This window comes from Pseudomonas sp. 21LCFQ010 (assembly GCF_024129905.1).
Lineage (GTDB): Bacteria > Pseudomonadota > Gammaproteobacteria > Pseudomonadales > Pseudomonadaceae > Aquipseudomonas.
Map to the genome: position 1 here is coordinate 1 of NZ_JAMYDZ010000026.1, position 19,283 is coordinate 19,283.

Below are 19,283 nucleotides of genomic sequence, written 5' to 3' on the forward strand. Positions count from 1 at the left end.
TGTAGGCCCGCTCCAGATCCTTGAGGCTCTGTTGCAACGGGTGAACAGGCGCATCGGCCAGCCATGCGGTTTGCGGGCTATGGCGCCACTCGGTCAGCAACTTGCACAGGCCCGCATAGCCGAGCTTGTTCTCGCCTTGCTCGTGACGTTCCTTCTGCAACGCCAGCGCCTTGTTGAAGACGAAGCGACAGGAGCCGGCAAAGCGGCGCATTTGCCGCTCCTGGTGGCCGTCTGGCATGAGTTCGTACTTGAAGGCTTGAAGTCGTTGCATGCTGCTCTTGAGCCATGAGCAATGAAGACGCCATTAGGCGTGGACGGCACGGTGTTTTCAAGGTGCATGCCCATGGGGTCTTTGTAACGAAAGATCGCCGTAGAAGGGCATCTGTGTCGCCGTGTTACTGCGCATCATCCTGTGGCGGTGCGTACACCGAACAGCAGCAGACACCCCACTGCAACCAGGGACGGCTACGCCGTCCGCGCTATCCTTCCCCGCCCTGAACGGCGGGGCTTGTCGCGCGCCCGATGGTCAAACTCCACTTGCTGGCCTGTTTCAGCCTTGCCTGGCCTGCGCGCGCCGACTTTTCGTACAAAACCTAAGGCGTCGTACTGTCGTTCTCAAACGACGTATCAATACTCACCACCACCGACATTCCCGGTCGCAGGCGCTGAGCCAGCGGCTGGTCGGCGTCGACGCTGATGCGCACCGGAATGCGCTGGGCGATCTTGACGAAGTTGCCGGTGGCGTTGTCAGCCGGCAACAGGCTGAACTCGGAACCGGTAGCCGGCGAGATCCGTTCGACCTTGCCGCTGAGTTTCTGATGATCCAGCGCGTCCACCGTGAAGCTGACCGGCTGGCCCAGCCGTACGTGGGCCATCTGGGTTTCCTTCATGTTGGCGATCACCCACAGGGTGTCTGGCACCAGCGCCATGAGCTGCGCGCCAGAGTTGACGTAGGCCCCCAGGCGCACACCGATCTGGCCAAGCTGGCCGTCTCTTGGCGCGGTGATGCGGGTGTTATCCAGGTCGATGCGCGCCAGTTCCAGGGCCGCATTGGCGTTTTCAATCTGGGCCTTGAGAGAGTCGCGGTTGACGATGACCGTTTGCAGGTCTTCTCTGGCGATCTGCAATGCCGCTTTGGCTTCGGCCACGGCCGCCTGGGCCTGGGCATCGGCGGCGCGGGCGACGTCGAGTTCGCTGCGCGACACCGAACCGTCGGTGACCAGCGCGCTGTTGCGTTTGAGATCCGCAGCGCTTTTACGCGCCTGGGCGCTTGAGCTTTGCAACGCAGCTTCGCGCTGGCTGATGGTGGCTTCGGCACTGCGCCGTTGCTGCAGGTTATTGGCCAGTGCAGCCTGCTGCACACTCACTTGCGCCTCGGCCTGCTGCAGCCGCTGGCGGTAGATGCGGTCATCAATGCGCACCAGCAATTGCCCGGCCTTGACGTGCTGAAAGTCCTGAACCAGCACCTCATGCACATAGCCGCTCAGTTGCGGACCGATCAACGTGGTCTGACCCCGCACCTGAGCATTCTCGGTGCTCTGGATCGGGCTGGTGAACGGTGGCAATTGCCAGGCATACAACACCACCAGAATGCCGACCAGGGCCACCAGGCCAAACAGCGTTGAAGATATCAGCCGCGCGCGGGTAGAACGCGGCTTGCTGGTCGCCGGCGAGGTCAGCGGCGCTGGCGGCGCAGCGCTGGCCGGCGAGGATGAAGCGCCTGAAGATGCGCCTGACGGGGTCGGGTCGTTGCGAGTGGTGTCGTTCATGAAGCCTGCGCACTACTGGTGGAAACGGGCGCCGCCGACAGCGGCGCAATAGGTTTGGTGGTCATCTTCAGCCACAGCACGCGCACGCTGATCCACAGCATGGTCAGCACGGCGATCAAGGCAATCAGCATGAATACGTCGTTATAGGCCAGCACATTGGCCTCACGGGTCGCGGTGCTGGCCAGCGCACGCATGCCTTGGGCTGTACGGGCAGCCGGGTCGGCGATCACCCCGCCATAGGCGGCCGCCCCGCTTTGCAGGCGCGCCTGCACCAGCGGATCGAACAAGGTGAGGTGCTCCATTAGCTGGCTGGAGTGAAATTTCTCGCGGACCACCTGAAAAGTGCCCAACGCCGCCGAGCCGATCAGCCCACCGATGTTTTGGGTGATGCCGAACAGCACCGAGAAGCTGACCATGTTGCGCGGGTTGGCCAATACCCCACTGATGCCCATCACCAGCGTCGGGCCAAGAAAAAAGGTGCCACCAAAGGCCAGCAGGAACTGGCTGAAGTACATATTTTCCGGGCGGGTCTGGGAGGTGGAGCTGCTGTCCATCCAGGCGCCCACCGCCATCATCACCAGCGAAATCAGCAGCGGTTTGATCAGGTGCGCCGGGTTGATAGTCAGGGCGCTGACCAGCAATCCGGCGACGCTGCCCAGCAGCATCACCAGGTACAGCGTGTGCAATTGCTCGCTTCCAAGGTTCAGGGTCTGAAAGAATCCCACCGCCCCCACCGACTGCTCGGACAGCACGATCCGAAACAGTACCACCGCCAGCCCCAGCCGCAGGATTGCGCCGCTGCCCAGCCAGCGGGTAATCAACAGAGGGTTGCAGCGGTTGTGCTCGATGGCCAGGCCCGCGCAGATCAAGGCGATCGACGCCGCCGACGCAATGCCGATCCACGGTGCCTCCAGCCACCACTCGATACGCCCCAGCGACAGCACCGCACAGAGCAGCGCAAAACCGCTGGCGAGCAGACCAAAGGTCAGGAAGTCGAGTTTTTCAAAAGCCTTGAAACGATCCCCCGGCGGCAGCTTGAGGATCAGCACACACCCCAGCGACAGCAGGGTCAGGCCCAGTTCGAACAGGTACAGGCCGCGCCACTCGGCAATCTGTAGCAGGTCTTCCGACACCAGTCGGGCAATCGGTGTAGCCAGTTGCGCGGTGCCCAGGCCCAGCACCAACGCCTTGAGCCGCCACTTTTGCGGGAAGGCCTGAATCATGTAGTACAGGCCCAGGGTGCTGAGTGCTGCGCCGACCATGCCGTGGGCCGCGCGTACCGCGATGGCCGAATCGATGTCGTTGACGAACAGGTGCGCCAGGGTCACCAGCGCATAGAGCACCAGAAACAGTTCGGTAAAGGCCCGAAGCCCGTATTGTTGACGGAACTTGACCAGCAGCAGGTTCATCGAAACATTGGTCATCACATAGGCTGCCGGCAACCAGGCGATGTCCTGTGAGGTGGCGCCCAGCGCACCTTGCAGGTAAGGCAGGTTGGCGACGACCAGCGCATTGCCCAGGCCGCCGGTCAATGCCACGATCACCCCGACCAGCGCGAAGGCCCAGCGCTTGTGGGTGGGATGTAACGGCGTGGACGGCGAACCCGGCATGCTCGGGCGCTCGTGGGGCTGCCACTGGCGAGGGGCGAACGTATCTTTCATGAGGCAGCTTTCAAGAGGCAGTCCTTCCAGAATACCTTGTGACATTCACAACACATCGATTGCTCATGGCGGGCAAAAAATACTTGCCAGTGCCGGCAGTGAAGCGCAACCGGGCATAAACCGCCAGAGTCGAACACCGACCGGCTATGCTCAGAGCTGACACCTCAATGGCCAGGCCCAAAGCCCACAACAACTACAAGGAGTTCACCATGAGTTCATCGGCTTCATCCTCGGGCCAACCCCAGCACAGCAGCGACAAAGCCATCCTTGCCGGGGTGCGCAACCACATCGGCCACCTGGTGCTCAATCGCCCGACCGGTCTGAACGCGCTGGACCTGGAGATGGTGCGCAGCCTGCAAGCGCAGCTCGACGCCTGGGCCGAGGATGACACGGTGTATGCCGTGGTACTGCGCGGTGCCGGTGACAAGGCGTTCTGCGCCGGTGGCGATATCCGCGCCTTGTATCATAGCCACCAGAGCGGCCAGGATCAGCATCAGCGTTTTTTTGAAGAAGAGTACCGGCTGGACCTGAGTATTCACACCTATCACAAACCGATTCTGGCGCTGATGGACGGGCTGGTGCTGGGCGGCGGGCTGGGCCTGGTGCAAAGCGCCGACCTGCGAGTGGTCACCGAGCGCAGCTCGCTGGGCATGCCGGAGGTGGCCATCGGTTACTTTCCCGATGTCGGCGCCAGCTACTTCCTGCCGCGTTTGCCCGGCGAAGTGGGCCTGTACCTGGGGATCACCGGCACCCGCATCGGCGCCGCTGACGCACTGTATTGCGGGCTGGCCGACTGGCACATGCCCAGCCAGTCGCTGGCGCGCCTTGACCACATGCTCGACCACCTGAAATGGCACATCAACCCGCTCAAGGACCTGCAAGGCGTGATGGCCCGGCTGGGCAGCCAGCGCCTGCCAGACCCGCCATTGCAGGCGCTGCGCCCGGCCATCGATCATTTTTTCGGTTTGCCAGACATCCCCAGCATGCTTGAACAACTGCAGCAGGTCTCGGTGGCTGACAGCCGGGAATGGGCGCTGGACACCGTCGCGGCGATGCACAGCCGCTCGCCGCTGGCCATGGCCGTGACCCTTGAACTGTTGCGCCGCGGTCGCCAGTTGTCATTGCCCGAGTGCTTCGAGCTGGAACTGAGCCTGGACCGCCAATGGTTCGAGCACGGCGACCTGATCGAGGGGGTGCGCGCCTTGATGATCGACAAAGACCAAAAGCCCAACTGGAAACACGCCACCGTCCAGGCCGTCAGGCAAGAAGATGTGCAGCGTTTCTTCACCCCACTGGAGAGCTGATCATGCACGACATCGAACTGAGCGAAGAACAGGTGATGATCCGCGACATGGCACGCGAGTTCGCCCGCAACGAAATTGCCCCGCATGCCAAAGCCTGGGAACAGGCTGGCTGGATCGACGACGCCCTGGTCACGCGCATGGGCGAGCTGGGATTACTGGGCATGATCGTCCCCGAGCAATACGGCGGTTGCTACCTTGACTACGTCGCCTATGCCCTGGCAGTGGAGGAAATCTCCGCCGCCGACGCCGCCACCGGGACGCTGATGAGCGTGCACAGTTCAGTGGGTTGCGGGCCGATCCTCAAGTACGGCAACGCTGAACAGCAAGCCGCCTGGCTGGAGAAACTGGCGACCGGCAAGGCGATTGGCTGCTTCTGCCTGACCGAACCGCAGGCGGGCTCAGAGGCGCACAATCTGCGCACCCGCGCCGAACGACAAGGTGACAGCTGGGTGCTCAATGGTGCCAAGCAGTTCGTCAGTAACGGCCAGCGTGCACAACTGGCAATCGTGTTTGCCGTGACCGACCCGCAGCTGGGCAAAAAGGGCCTGTCGGCGTTTCTGGTGCCTACCGACACCCCAGGTTTCAGGGTCGAACGCCGCGAGCACAAGATGGGGATCAAGGCCTCCGACACCTGCGCCATCAGCCTGAGCGATTGCCGGATTCCGGCCGCCAACCTGCTGGGTGAGCGCGGCAAGGGCCTGGCCATTGCCCTGTCGAACCTGGAAGGCGGGCGCATCGGCATCGCCGCCCAGGCATTGGGCATCGCGCGCGCCGCCTTTGAAGCTGCGCTGGTTTATGCCCGTGAACGGGTGCAGTTCGGCCAGCCGATCATCGAACATCAAAGCATCGCCAACCTGCTGGCCGACATGCACACCCGTATCAATGCCAGTCGCCTGCTGGTGCTGCATGCCGCCCGCCTGCGCAGCGCCGGCCTGCCCTGCCTGTCCGAAGCTTCCCAGGCCAAGCTGTTCGCCTCGGAGATGGCCGAGCAGGTGTGCTCCAGCGCCGTGCAGATTCACGGTGGCTATGGGTATCTTGAGGACTACCCGGTAGAGCGCTATTACCGCGATGCACGCATCACCCAGATCTACGAAGGCAGCAGCGAAATCCAGCGCCTGTTGATCGCCCGCGAGTTGCGCCATTACCTGTTGTAGGGTGCCTCTAAAAACGTAGGCGAGGCAGTCAGCGCAATACCGATGGCGGCCCCGCAAAAACAGGCGAAGCAGCGGTCGGAGTCGCGCACGACTTTACGGGTTGTAAATGAGCATGCTGACCGGGCTGGCGCTCCAGCCTGTTTTTAACGCAGCGATGGCGCGCGTAGCGCCGCAGGCGCCCAGCCAGCAGGTAGTTTTTAGAAGCGCCGTGTAAGCGCTCTACGGCACCAGCTTCTCCCTGCCCAGCAACGACACCAGCAAGGCCACCGAGTCGGCATTGCCGAGCATGATGTCGCTGCGCACCCGCGCATCGGCGTAGAACGCATCACGGGCCTTTTCCATGGTCCGGGTGTTGGCGCTTCGCAGAATCTTGCTGACCGCGTTGTTTTCACTGACCTCGTACCAGATATCGGTAGTGTCGTCCCGGTCGCGGAACAGTTCGTGGCGCGGGGTGCGGTAGGACAAACCGCGCTGCCGGACGATCAGGTCGCTCTTGAGCGAAGCCCGATAGGCTGAATGGTCTTCGAGCATGTCGATGAACGGCATGTGTGCATCGAGGTAGGCGATGTCCTCGGTTGCGCTGTACAGGTGCGACAGCTCATGCAGCAGAACAATCGCCCGCGAATGGATGCCCGCATTGAAACGACTACGGCTCAGTACGTGGGGTTTGAGCCGGCATACCGGGTCACGAAAGAAACGGTCGGTCAGGTAGATGTGTTTCTGTGGTTCGTTGGGAAAAGTGAACGCGGTGCTGTCGTCCATACTTGAACGACGCACCCCGACCACATAGCGCGCAGAGTTGTAGGGCGACAGGCTGCCATCCATCAGGACACTGTAGAGCTGCTTGACGATCGTGCTCACCGCGCTGTGCAGGCGCTCATCAGGAACACTGATATCAAAAAAATCCTTGAGGATGGCATTCACCCTTGGATGAGGCTGCCCGTCGGGCATCCGCTGCAGCAGATTGTCCAGGCTGTTTTCCAGGTACTCGCGTGCCTGGGCATGGGCCAGGGCGATGTCGTCGGCACGCGTGCGGTACTTGTGGCGTATCTCGGTCATTCCGCGCGCTTCGACGATCAGCACGTCGTCGACCTCGGCGTTGATCAAACCGGTCTTGACCCGGGTCAGGATGCCGCCCCCGCCCCTGAGCCCCAGTTGCAGGTTCAGTTCCCATTGCTGCTGACGCAGGACAACCCTGGGACCCTGGACGTTATCGCCGACAATAAACCAGCCGTATTCATCCTTGTCGATGCGGTACACCGCACCCGCAATCGTGGCATAGGTACGGCCGGCCGTATCTTTGTAGGTGTTGAACAGCGGATCGTGGGTCAGAGTGGCCAACGCCACGTCATTGGCCTGAAAAAGGCGCAGCCGTGACCAAAGGTCCGGGGTCAGGCTGTTTTTACCCCAGCCGAACTGTGAAAGGTCCGGCAGTCGTGGGGCCTGGCGGTCGACAGCGAGCCGTTCGGGTTCGAGCAGTTCTTCCTGGCGGGAGCGCCGTACAGTAATCAGTACACCTACGGCGGCCAGCAGTTCCGCAGCGGCCTTGCCCCATTGCATCTGAACGACATCCATCGCCGACGCATGCAACAGATCATGGCTTTGCCACAGCCCCACTAACGCCCCCAAACGTCCCGGCAACAGGGCCAGCGCCTGTTCGGCGCCCAACCCCCAGAGAAACCTGGAGGCCATGCGCTGATCTTCGGCATTGGTCACACTCAGTTGCTCGAACCACCAACGCAACACTTGCCCGGTGCTGTCGAACAACGCCTGCAGCGCGTTGCCCTGCACCGGCGAGAGCGCCAGGCCGACCGGCGCCGGGGTTTCCCAAGGCACGTCCAGGTCCGACTCGGTGCTGAATGGCAGATGGGGCTCCACAAAGCCGCCATTGTCATACAAGCGCCGCGCCGGGGCAGGCAGGCGACTCAGGATGAACTTCTGCAAGTCTTGGTCAGTGTGGATATCACTGAGCAGCGCGGCTTCGCTGGCGTATTCCTCGACGACAAAATCAGCGTTGAACAACGTGTACAACAGCCACGGGCCTGGCTGCGGCGCCAACGGGGCGATGATGAACGCGCCCAGCACCGTATCGGCAGCCAGGCCGGGAGCGGCGCGCAGTTGCAAGGGGCTGATGATGATATCCCGGCCCAGCACCTGCAGGCGCCCGAGGCCGTCAGGCATGATCATTACCCCCTCGACAAAACAGAACGCCTCATCGCTCAGCTCACCACGCACGCGCATCGCGTAAGTTCTGAGCAGCTCCAGCGCCGGCACCTGCAAGGCGTAGTACCTGAGTCGCATCGCATAGTCCGGGCTGTCGTGGCTGAGTGTCTGCCTGAGCAGCGTCCGGTAGCCGGCGGCGATGTCCAGTTCGCGAATCAAGGCGCTCAGATACTCTGCGCTGATCGGCTTGCCCGGCCATGCCGCCTCGCCCGTCGACACCGAAAGGATGCCATCCTGGCTGGCGCCGAAGCGCCCGATGGCATACTCGCTCAAGCTCGTTTGCACGCGACTGCTGGCCGCAGGTATTGCTTGCGGGATCTGACCAATCGCAACGGGAGCCGATATGTAGCGGGTCAGGGTCACCATGATCCGGTCAGGGTCGACCTCAGCCCCAGGAAAATCAGCCTGCAAACGCGCCAGCAGCCTGTCGCGGGCATAGCGGCCAGGCTCAGGGACATCGAAAAGAAAATCCTTGCCGGAATTGCAGGCGATGTACCAGTTTTTGATCAATGCCGAGAGGCTGAACAACTGCGCAATCGAGGCTTCCTTCATCCAGGCAGGCAGCAAGGCATCGGTAAGCATCAGTTCCATGCTCAGGCCCAGATGATCGAGCAGCGGACGATTGCCATCGTCATCTTCGCTTGCTCTGAGCACATGGCGCAGCAGGTCGGCAGACAGTTTGCGCGGCAAGGCCTGTTGGCAGGCCCGGACAACCTTCTGGCAATGGCGCTCGATCTCGGTCTGTTGCAAGGCATGGAACACATGCCCGTCCAGACGCTGCAAGCTAACCTTCAGATGTAGAGGATGCTGCAGGCTGTCCAGATGCCCCTGCAGACGTTGCCGGTCGGTTTCGTTCAGCAGGGCCATCCAGGCCTGCCGCGCCGCCGGCCAGTCGAAACGGCGGGCCAGGTTTTGCTCCAGTGCTTGCAATGAAGCATGGCTGCTGAGCCCGTCGCTCAGCGACCAGAGCACATAACGCCCGGGCGCCGCCGTACTGCTGAGAACCAGCACGCTGCCCAGCGCCAGCGCTGGCTGAGCCGGATCAAAAATCAACTGCACACGGTGCGCATCGACCTGATCGGTTCCCAGTGCCTGACGTAGCGCAGCGGTGGGCCGGTCAAGCACCTGCTGGAACATGTCCAGGCTCTGCACATCGAGCTCCTGCCGGCGGCGCTCCATGGAGACCTGCAGGCGCAAGGCGCAATCGCGAATCAGACCGTTGAGCAACCGAGGACGTAATTGAGTGTCGAGCCAGCGCACCGGCCGCAGGAAAAAGCTGCGCAAGTGCCAGTCGTAACGCCGAACAAAATCGTCAGTAACCCGGTTGAGGATCGCTTCGAGCAAGTCGACCGGCAGGCGGCCACTTACCGCCTCGGGCAGCACGTTACTGCCTGCTGCCAAAGGCCCGCCGGGATGTCCACTGAACCGCGCCAAGGCCAGGGAAATGAGGTGGATGTTGGCAGAGCCCGCACTGTGCACCCACAGATCGCGAGCATCCATATGCTGCTCGCCGAAAACGCTCAGGTAACGGTTGAGTGACAGGCGCATGCAGCCCACTACATGCTCGTAAAGCTGGCACTGGCGGTCGACGAACCCGTCCAGCGAACTCAATTGTCCGTACCAGGAGCCCGACAACGAATACATGGGGGCGTCCAGTTGCGCCGCGCCAAACTCGGCAACGGTCTGGCGGGCCGCCCAGCGCTGCTCGAAGCTGTCCTGCTCGACCGTCCAGCGCCAGGCGTCGTGCAGACCAAGCAAACGCAGGTCAAGCAGATGGCGGATATCCAGCGCATCGTCCACACGCACTGCGGCACGCTGATGGTGAACCGCTGCCAGCCCGAGCACATGCTGCAGGTTGCGTTTCTGCAGGGCGATGATCGAGTCGAGCATGCGCACAAACAGCGGTTGTTCGATCAGGTCCAGACGCACCCGCTGTACCTTGTGTGCCTGTAAGCCAGCGTGCTCATTCAGTGAGGTGCAGCGGATCAACTCAGGCAGTGTCTGGGCGCTGGAAAAATGCTGCTCCAGCCCCTGGCGGCTCGCGAAGCGGCGCAGCCCATATGCAGCCGAGAACAAGTACAAGCCCGGCATCTGCTGGTGTGCGAACTCCATTGCAAACACACCAGCCAGCTTGGGCGAGCCCTGCCCCTCAAGCTCCAGCGACAGTTGCCAGGCGCGGCACAGGCCCTCATCAAGGGGCAAGGCGGGATGCTCCAGGATTCGCACCAGATAGCGCAGTTCTGTCTCAGTCAAGCGCTGCTCGTGAACGGACTTGAGAATTTCATGGCTGAACGCTTCGGCCAGACCGCGAGCAGCGAACTCACGCACCGTGACACCCTCGTCGCGCTGCGATAACCAGTACTGGTCCAGCAAGCGCTCGAAGTGTCCGGCCAATCCATTGCCTGCCTCGGCCAGCGTCGTAACCCAGGGCTGCGCTTGAGTTTCGGACAATAGCTCGCCGCTGGCGCTCATGAAACGACGCCGGGTGTCCTTATCAGGATTGGCGGTCTGGGTGCCTTGGTCCTGGTAAGCCGCATCGGCAAGACTCATGGTGCCGAACACTTGCGTGCCGTCTGCGCTGACCACCTGCAGCAGGTGTGAGAAAACCTCAATGCCAGCGCCCGGCAGTTGCCGGTCAACGGCTTCCTGCAAGTGCTTGCCGATGGCCGTGTGCAACGATGGCAGTTCATCGAGCTGCTGGCTGAGCGCCTGCAACTGGCCGGCCTGCTGATCGACGATCGCCAGCATGCGTTGCTCGAAAAACTTGCCCTCGACCCGTTCGCCCTCCAGCACCACCGACATGCCTGTCCCCACCGGCAGACGCAAGATCAGCTCGGCATTGAGCGCGTCACGATCGGCAAAAGACTCGATACCGCGCAGCAGGGTACTGAGCAACAGCGGTGCGGCGACCAGTGAAGGGTCGCTGATGACCCAGGCACCCGCCAGTTCGGCACCCATGGGCAATTGCGTGTCGGTAAGCAGGTGGTCGACCCTTGGTAATGGCTGGTCGCTGTGCGGGTTGTCGATCAGGCGTTGCAGCCATTGCTGTTGCCCGGGGCTGATGCGTGCCGCACTCAGCGCTGCGCGCACATCCTCGGCGAAGCGCTGACTAAGCGCGTGGTGGTAAAACCAGGGTGTTGCTGATTGAGTCATGGCAAGGCTCCTTGTGCATGACCTGCCCTGCTGCATGGCAATACAGGGCAGGAAGGTGAAACAGGAGCTTATCGATGCATACCATCCAGGCTGCGCTACATAACGCTAGGGGCTGTCGACGTTTCAGCGCAGGCCGCGTTGCAGCGCCAAATCGTGTCAGGCGAGGCGAAGGACGCAGGAAATGGTCGCTCCCTTTTCAAGTCCTTCAACGACGCATGGCACGATTTGGGGCGCAACCCGCAGGGCCGTGGCTGTTTTGTCACACACACTTCAACAGACTGAAGCCTATGCAGGCCGACAAAACAGACCTCGGCGCGGTTGTGATGAAACGTCAACAGCCCCTAGTGATTACTGTGCCGGTTCAGGTAAATCGCTCGCGGCCCAACTGCGCCACCAGCAACGCCAAAGAATCCGCATTACCGAGAATGACCCGCCGACGAGCGTGCACATCGGTCAGAAATGCTCTGCGCGCCTGCGTCAGGTCTGGCTGGCCAACGAGCTTGAGAATGGTCGCAAAGACCGAGCCGTCGCTGGGTTGAAAGTCTCGCCAACCATTGCTGTCCCAGGTTCGGAACAAATTCGCCAAAGGCGTTCGATGCGACAGCGAAGCCTCACGTAACAATTGCAAATCCTGCTTGTAATCGGCCGAGAGCGGCAGGCTGTCATCAAGCAGGTCAACGGGCGGCGCGACGGCATCCATATACGCAATGTCCTGGGTTCGGCAAACCAGATGAGACAGTTCGTGCAACAGGGTAACGGCGCGAAAATGGTCGTCGGGATTGAACGCGCGAATACCGCTTTCCGACTTGAGAATATAAACCGGTGGGGTAAAGAACATATCGCTCAGGTACAGGCGTTGCAGCGGGTCGGACGTGATCACGAAAGCCGCCAGATTTTCATACCCAGGCTTGACCGTGCCGGTGACGAAACGCACTGAGTCCAGCGGCGACAGTGAAGGCTCCGACAACGCGACGAACAACTGACCGATACGGTGCCTCAGCGCGTCGATCAGCACCGTGCCCGGTGTGGTTACGCCAAAAAAGTCGTTCAGCAGGGTCTGTACCGGTAATGGCAAGCCCTCGGCGAAGGGCGCATTGAGGTTGAACAGGGCATTTTCCAGATAACCCAGCCCACGCTGGCGAGCCAGGCTGATAAACCGCGCCTGGTCACGAGACAGGGCACGGATCTGATCCATACCCCGGGCCTGCACGTTGATGATCTGCGCGACCCGGTTCTGCATCTGCTGCTCGCTGCTGACCAGCAGAGATGGAGCACCACCGCGCAAACCCAGTTCCAGACTCAGCTCCCAATGCTGGCTTGAATTCAGGCGCAGCTTCGGCCCGTTGCCATCAGGCCCCTTGATTCGCCACACGCCGTCCTGCTGGTGAACTTCATACACCTTGCCAGCGACGGCCGCATAGCGAAGCCGGGTGCCAGGGTCCTGATACAGGTTGTACAACGCGTCGTAATTCAGATCGGCCAATTCGATGTCATGCACTTCGAGCTGAGCCAGCCTTACCCTGATGTCGTTGCCCAACGATGAGTGCCGCCAGGAAAACTCTGGCAAGCGCACATGTGGGCTGGCACGGGAAACCTCGACCTGCTCACGCCGGGCCGTGACCAGCATGCCCAGTGCCGCGGAAAACTCGGACAACGCCTTGCCCCAACGTTGCTCGGCCACCGCGCCTGCCGATTCGCGCAGCAGGTTCTGGCTCTGCCAGGCACCTACCAACAGCCCCAGCCTGCCCGGCAGGAACAATAGAATCTGCTCGCCGCTCAGGGTCATGACGTGCACAAAGGACGCCCAGTCGGCCTGGGCACTGGTCACGGCCTGCTTGTGGCTGAGATCCTGGAGCAATTGCAGGGTAGCCTTGAACAGATAGCGCAACGCATTGCCTTCAACTGTTGCGCTACCGATTCTTACTTTGCCCGGTGTCCCCAGCGGCGGCTCCAGATATCCGCCAATACCCCAGGGAATGACGTGCGCCTCGGTCAGCCCGCCATTGTCATAGCGGGTCCGCGCGGCCGGCTTGAGACGCTCAAGCACCAGGGTCTGCAAAGGGCCGGCAGTGCGCAGTTGACTCAATAACTGGTCCTGATCGCGAAACTCCTTGAAGGTGAATTTATCGTTGAACAGGGTATGCAGCACCACCGGCCCCTGGCGGGAGTCGAGCGGGCCGATCAGCCAGATGCCCTCCACCTGATCAGGCGCCATGTCTGCACGCGGCACCAGCGTCAATGGGCGCAATACGACCGTCTGCCGGTGCAGCGGCTGACGGGCCTTGCCATCAGGCATATCGATAACGCTGGCGATGAAGTCGAAGGCTTGCTGGCTGAGCTCGCCTTGCAACTTGAGTTCCAGGGCCGGCAACAGTAGGCGCGCCGGTATCTGGTGCATGAACTTCAGGCGCCTTGCGGCATAATCTGCCCCACCGGGATCGAAGTGAGTGCTCAGCAATGCCTGATAACGCTTGCCGATATCCAGCCGATGCACCAATGACGTTACATAATCCGCCGTAAGCCCCATAGGCAGGGTGCCCCCACTCGCCATGCTCACACTGAGACTGGCGTCCTGGATTCTGGCGAAGTGGTTGAGAGAAAAACTCACCAGGCTCTCGCTATCGACGATCGTGGCCGCCGGTATGGCTGACGGGATGCTGCCTGGCGGTACCGGTGCAGCAACATAGCGGGTCATGGTTACATGGATATCATGCGGGTCGAGCACCTGCGCAGGAAAGTCGCGGCTCAAGGCCGCCAGCAACTGTTCAAGGGCGAAAGGGCGCAGCATGGGGATATCGGCGAGAAAATCGTCGGCGGGATTGCCATTGCCGTAGAAGGCTTCGAGCAAATGGACATAAAGCTCAAGATCGGCGTCCGCGGCCTTGTGCAGCCAATCGGGCAGTACGGCTGCGAACAGCAGATTCTGGATACGCACCGCCACCGTGTCGAGCCAGGCCCGTTGTCGATCGTTAGCCAGAACCAGATCAATGTGCCGCCGACAGGTGTCAGCCGAAAAGCGGCTTTGCCTGACCTGCTCGACGGCCGTGGCGAGGGCCCGCTGCTGACACTGCTGTTCAGCCGCTTGCAACCGTTCAATGAAATGCCCATAGACTTCGACCAGGCCCGGATGAGCCTCCTTTCCCGCCGCCAGGGACTGGTCGAGCCAGGCTTGGTCAGTTGCGTCGAACAGCTCCAGCCATCGGGCCCGCCAATCGGGCAGTACCAGACGCCGCTTGAGCCAGACCTGCAAGCTCGCCAGCGAGGGCATTGCCTGCAAACCCGACAACCGCGACCAGAACAATAGCCCTTGATCGGGGTGTGCACTGCACTGCATGACCCAGGCATCACTCAAGCCCAGCGAAATCCGTCGGCCTTCAACCTGCAGGTACACGGCATGGACCTCGGCCAGTTCATTGCCATAGACCATGCGCAAGTCACGGCCGGGACGATCCAGCACCTGCTGGAGCATGTCGAGCGCCGCCTGGGGAAATTGCCCAAGCCGCCGCGCCACCTGCAGTTCCAGGCGCAGCAAGTTGTAATGCAGCGCGCACATCATCTGGCCAGGCACTGACTGCGCATAATCCTGACGCAACGGGTGATCGAAAAACGCCGAGACCGAACCTGCGGACAACGCCAGCAGTTGAACACCGGCCTGGTCAAGCACATGCTCGAGCAATCGCGCAGTAAAGGTGGTTAGCACCTCTGGTGTCTGGCCTTGGCCGAGGACTTCACAATTGTCCGCAAGTGGCGCGTTGCGCAGGCCGGTCAGGCGCTCCAGCATCAGGTCGGTCAAGGCCAGTGGCCGGGCCGTGCTGGCCGGTTGAGGATCGTCCTGGTCACTGCCTGGGGCAAGCAAGGACGGTCCAGCCCAACGGACCCGAATCTGCTGCGCGTCAAGTGCCTTGGCGCCGCCCATAACCGCCAGCCAGGGATTCAATGCCTGCCTGGCAAGCGCCTCCAGCCGTGGACGCAACGTGCCCAGTTCCTTGAGCAAGGTATCGTGCAGCGTCACTTGCTCCATCCACGAAGGGGTCGGGCGGTACGGCCAGGCAACCGGCCCGGGCGGGTTGCTCCAGGTGTCGAGGAATCTTGCGGGTATGGCCTGCCAGCGTTCGCCCGGTTCGATGCCGCTCAGCCGTGGATCAATGAGAGTCCGCACGTCGAGGGCATCGTCAACCATGGCGAGCAGCTCACCGGCATCGTCACTGTGGCGCTTGAGCACCTCGTTCAGGTTGCGCTTCTGCAGGCCAATGATTGAGTCGATACAGTCGAGGAACAACGGCCGGGCCAGGTCGTGGCTGTGCAGTTGCAGGCCGGTGCTTGCGGTGAACAGGCGCTGGTCGTCCAGCGACAGATAATCGCGCAGTTCGCTGCGCCCGGCAGAGCTGTTGGCCAGTTGCATCAAGGCTTGCCAGTTGCCGACAAGGCGCAGGCCCTTGCCCGGCGAGTACAGCGCGTAGCCGCCCTCCAGATGAACAAGATAAAGGCTGACCAGCTTGAACGGCCCCTGCTGGGCGGCGCTCAACGAAAGCCGCTTGATCGCCACTGCGGGCTCTGCCCCGAGCGCCTGTGATCCCAACTTGAGCAACACCTGCGTATCTGTTGGCGATAACGCTTGCAGCGCCAATGCCTGATGGGTAAAGCCGTCAGCCAGTAGTTGAGCTACACGCTCGCGGCGACTCACTCGCTGTTCATCGGCAATCGCCCAGTAGTCGGCAAGCAACGCTTCATAATCACCGGTCAACTCATTGAGCTGCCACTTGAACTGTGCATCCCCAAGTGAACCCAGCTCCTCACCATGCCGGTCCAGAAAGCGCAACTGCTGGTTGTCCGGCAATGCCTCGCCAGTCAGAAGGCCAAGTACCGCCTGCTCAGGGGGCAGTACCCGAACGATGGTCTGAGCATCGGCGCCAGACTTGCCAGGCTCGGTCTCGACAATCTGCACCGTGAGCGCTTGAGGGTCGATCGCTGTTGCCGGCCAGATCGCCTGCAATCTGGGCGTGAGCATCCGGCCGATGGCCTGCTCTAGCGACGGCAGCTGTTGCAGCGTAGCCAACAGACCGTTCAAGGCCTGCACCTGGTGATCGACGATCAACAGCATGCGCTGCTCGAACAGCGAGCCTTCAAGAACCTGATACTCGAACCCCGGATTGAGCCCGCTGCGAATCGCGAAGCGTTGCGTCAGCCAAGTCGCTAGCTGACTGCGCTCGGTGAAACACTCAAGCCCGTGCGCCAGGCTGTCCAGGTACAGGGTCTCGCCCGTCGCACTGCGATGCACAAGCAGAATCGCCGAGGCCAGCGCCAACGGCACCGGCGAGCCGTCCTCCAGAATCAGACGGTGCACCACTGGCGGGTCGTCGCTGAGCAGAGGCTGCTCGACATCGGAAAATCGCTGTAGCCAGTGCGCTTGATCGGCATCGATACGTTGTGCAGCTTGTGCGGCCTGCACATGCTGCATGAACCGCTGACGTAGCGCTTCAGGGTGAAAATAAGGTGTGGCCGACATGGCAAATTTCCTTTTGCACAAGGCATCACCGGGCACGACACGCGCCGGTGATGCATCAAATGGAAAAGGAGCGTAACCAGAGTGTGACGAGCGATTGCCATACATATGGCAATCGCTGCACTGACTGACTCAGAATTTGCGGGTTTTCTCGACCCAGGCGGCGAAGGTCTCGATGAAGGTTTTCAGGAAGGCCGTGGTGCGCTCGTTGAGTTCGCCGTTTTCATCGAAGCTGGCGCCGATGTTGCCCAGGTAGGATTCAGGCTGCTGCAAGGTGGCAACGTCGAGGAATACCAGCGACTGACGCAGGTGATGGTTGGCACCAAAGCCGCCAATCGCCCCCGGCGAGGCACTAATCACCGCGCCTGGCTTGCCGCTCATCTTGCTCTGGCCGTAAGGGCGCGAACCGACGTCGATGGCGTTTTTCAGGGCACCGGGCACCGAGCGGTTGTACTCCGGGGTCACGAACAGCAGGCCATCGGCAGCGGCCAGCTCATCGCGAAAACGGGTGTAGGCGGCTGGCGGGTTGGCACCGTCGATATCTTCGTTGTACAGCGGCAGATCACCGATCTCGACGATTTTCAACTCCAGGCTCGACGGTGCCAGCCCGGCCAGGGCCAGGGCAATCTTGCGGTTGATCGACTCTTTTCTCAGGCTGCCGACCAGTACGGCAATACGATGGACCTGACTCATAAAAACTCCGGCGCTGGGTTCAAGGAAACTTGAGTTATAGACCAGCGCCCGCGCCGAATGTATGAAGCCTGTGCTTTTTTCTTTAAGCCTTGCTGCACCTTGATGCTCGGGCACAGAGCGAACCAGTCGCCGATTTGATGGTCTACAGCCGCGATTGACAGGTAATTATGCGGTTATTTTCAGAGGTTCAAGGCAAATGGCTTCAGTTCTGGTCGGGCAGTTTCAAGCAAGAGATGCCGAAGGTCGCGTCTATCCGGTGCACGAATTCCAGGAGGCGCAGATTGATGGGGTCGGCGGCGCAACTGTGGTGACCACGTATCGGTTGGCGATTGGCGACCGGGTCAATCACCTGGGCGGCGACGAGTTCGAGCTGGTACAAAATGGCGTGAAGATGACCCGCATCCCTTGAGCGGGTCTCAGCCTGCGGGAAAGATCAGGTACCAGAAAATCGCCACCTCGCGAGTCTGCGGATCAATCCCGCGATAACTCAGGTGGTCGATTCCACCCACCACAAAACCGAATTTCTCATACAACCGGCAGGCGTCCAGATTGTTGTTCTGGGTTTCAAGCATGATGCCTGCCAGGTTGTGCTTCTCGCTCCACCCTCTGGCACTTTCCAGCAGCGAGCGGGCCACGCCATTGCGGCGGGCCGGCACGTCCACCGCCAGTTCATCTATATAGGCAAAGCCGTTCCAGTGTGGCCGGATCGCCAGATGGCCGACCGGCTGATCGTCCAGCCAGGCCACCAGCACGGTGGCGTTGGTCGATTCGCGCCGCCGGCCGAACTCTTCTGAGTCAACCCCGTAGTCTTTTTCAAACGGCTTGACCTGCTCAAGCGGCCAGTCAGCCACCGGCTTACCGAGCCGAACCGTGGCGAAACTGCGCACCATGAAGGTGAACACGCCGTTGAGCAGGTAGTCCTCGAACTGCTCGTCGGCGGGACGAATCGCCAGGGCCGGATGGATTTTCATACGGGGCGGCTCAGAGGCTGGTCAGCTGGCCGACTGCCCGGCTTCCTGCATCTGCACCCACAGTGCCGGAGCGCCGGCGGCCTTGGCGATGATCGCCATGCGCGCCTCGTGAGCCGCCAGATCATCCGCGCTGGCACGCAAGATGCGCCCGGCAGGCCGGTCGGCTGGCAGACGACGAATTTCACTTGGGCGATCCGAGCCTCCGTCACCGCCATCGGCACCCTGCCCCGACAACGACAGCGTGGTCTGCCCGCCGGTCATGGCCAGGTAGACGTCGGCCAGAATTTCCGAGTCGAGCAATGCGCCGTGCAGCTCACGGCCAGAGTTGTCTACGTCATAGCGTTTGCACAGTGCATCAAGGCTGTTGCGCTGGCCGGGGTGGCGCTCACGGGCCATGGCCAGGGTATCGAGCACCGTGCAGTAACGGCTGACGTCGGCCCGATCCTGCTGCCCCAGCAAGGCGAATTCGTTATTGATGAAGCCAACGTCGAACGTCGCGTTGTGGATGATCAGTTGCGCGCCGCGAATGAACTCGTAGAACTCGTCGGCGACCTCGGCAAACCGCGGCTTGCCGACCAGGAATTGGTCAGTGATACCGTGCACGCCAATTGCCCCCTCATCGCTTTCGCGGTCAGGTTGCAGGTAGACGTGAAAGTGCCGACCGGTCAGGCGCCGGCCAATCAACTCGACACAACCGATCTCGATGATCCGGTGACCTTCAGTCACCGGCATGCCGGTGGTTTCGGTATCGAGCACGATCGAACGATTATCAAGGTTTTGCGATGACATATTCTGTTGCCTCTTGTGCAGGCCCGAATATTAGCATGGGTTCACACAGTGCGCGGTCGGCAG

At 61.5% G+C, this 19,283-nt stretch carries 11 protein-coding genes; 3 read left to right on the top strand and 8 right to left on the bottom strand.

All coding sequences use genetic code 11. The features are described 5' to 3' along the window. From NJC38_RS23340 to NJC38_RS23350, 3 genes are all read right to left on the bottom strand, one after another. Window positions 1-271 (bottom strand): helix-turn-helix domain-containing protein (locus NJC38_RS23340; RefSeq protein ID WP_253117289.1); only part of this gene is annotated, 271 nt, incomplete at its 3' end. Between the two features lie 322 nt (window positions 272-593). Beyond that, on the bottom strand, window positions 594-1,769 hold the full coding sequence (locus NJC38_RS23345) for an HlyD family secretion protein (RefSeq protein ID WP_253117290.1): 1,176 nt from the start codon (window positions 1,767-1,769) through the stop codon (window positions 594-596). Further along, on the bottom strand, window positions 1,766-3,430 hold the full coding sequence (locus tag NJC38_RS23350; protein ID WP_045489781.1) for an MFS transporter: 1,665 nt from the start codon (window positions 3,428-3,430) through the stop codon (window positions 1,766-1,768). The genes NJC38_RS23345 and NJC38_RS23350 overlap by 4 nt, the downstream gene beginning before the upstream one ends. Window positions 3,431-3,639: 209 nt before the next feature. Between NJC38_RS23350 and NJC38_RS23355 the strand changes: the two genes are divergently transcribed. Further along, window positions 3,640-4,734, top strand: coding sequence for an enoyl-CoA hydratase/isomerase family protein (locus NJC38_RS23355; RefSeq protein ID WP_253117291.1), 1,095 nt, complete (start codon window positions 3,640-3,642; stop codon window positions 4,732-4,734). Between the two features lie 2 nt (window positions 4,735-4,736). Further along, window positions 4,737-5,888: an acyl-CoA dehydrogenase family protein gene (locus NJC38_RS23360; RefSeq protein WP_045489778.1), complete on the top strand. Its 1,152-nt coding sequence runs from the start codon at window positions 4,737-4,739 to the stop codon at window positions 5,886-5,888. Between the two features lie 219 nt (window positions 5,889-6,107). Here NJC38_RS23360 and NJC38_RS23365 read toward each other — a convergent pair whose 3' ends face one another. From NJC38_RS23365 to NJC38_RS23375, 3 genes are all read right to left on the bottom strand, one after another. Continuing rightward, on the bottom strand, window positions 6,108-11,264 hold the full coding sequence (locus NJC38_RS23365; RefSeq protein ID WP_253117292.1) for a M35 family metallopeptidase: 5,157 nt from the start codon (window positions 11,262-11,264) through the stop codon (window positions 6,108-6,110). A gap of 361 nt (window positions 11,265-11,625) precedes the next feature. Continuing rightward, entirely contained in the window at window positions 11,626-16,770 is a 5,145-nt protein-coding gene (locus NJC38_RS23370; RefSeq protein ID WP_253117293.1) for a DUF6543 domain-containing protein, read from the bottom strand. 129 nt (window positions 16,771-16,899) lie between these two features. Next, window positions 16,900-17,460: an NADPH-dependent FMN reductase gene (locus tag NJC38_RS23375; RefSeq protein ID WP_253117294.1), complete on the bottom strand. Its 561-nt coding sequence runs from the start codon at window positions 17,458-17,460 to the stop codon at window positions 16,900-16,902. A gap of 196 nt (window positions 17,461-17,656) precedes the next feature. Between NJC38_RS23375 and NJC38_RS23380 the strand changes: the two genes are divergently transcribed. After that, window positions 17,657-17,869, top strand: coding sequence for a hypothetical protein (locus tag NJC38_RS23380; RefSeq protein ID WP_045489770.1), 213 nt, complete (start codon window positions 17,657-17,659; stop codon window positions 17,867-17,869). Window positions 17,870-17,876: 7 nt separating this feature from the next. Here the strand turns inward: NJC38_RS23380 and NJC38_RS23385 are convergent, their stop codons facing one another. Continuing rightward, window positions 17,877-18,431, bottom strand: coding sequence for a GNAT family N-acetyltransferase (locus NJC38_RS23385; protein ID WP_253117295.1), 555 nt, complete (start codon window positions 18,429-18,431; stop codon window positions 17,877-17,879). Between the two features lie 21 nt (window positions 18,432-18,452). Then, window positions 18,453-19,220: a DNA polymerase III subunit epsilon gene (gene dnaQ, locus NJC38_RS23390; RefSeq protein WP_253117296.1), complete on the bottom strand. Its 768-nt coding sequence runs from the start codon at window positions 19,218-19,220 to the stop codon at window positions 18,453-18,455. Between the last annotated feature and the right edge of the window lie 63 nt (window positions 19,221-19,283).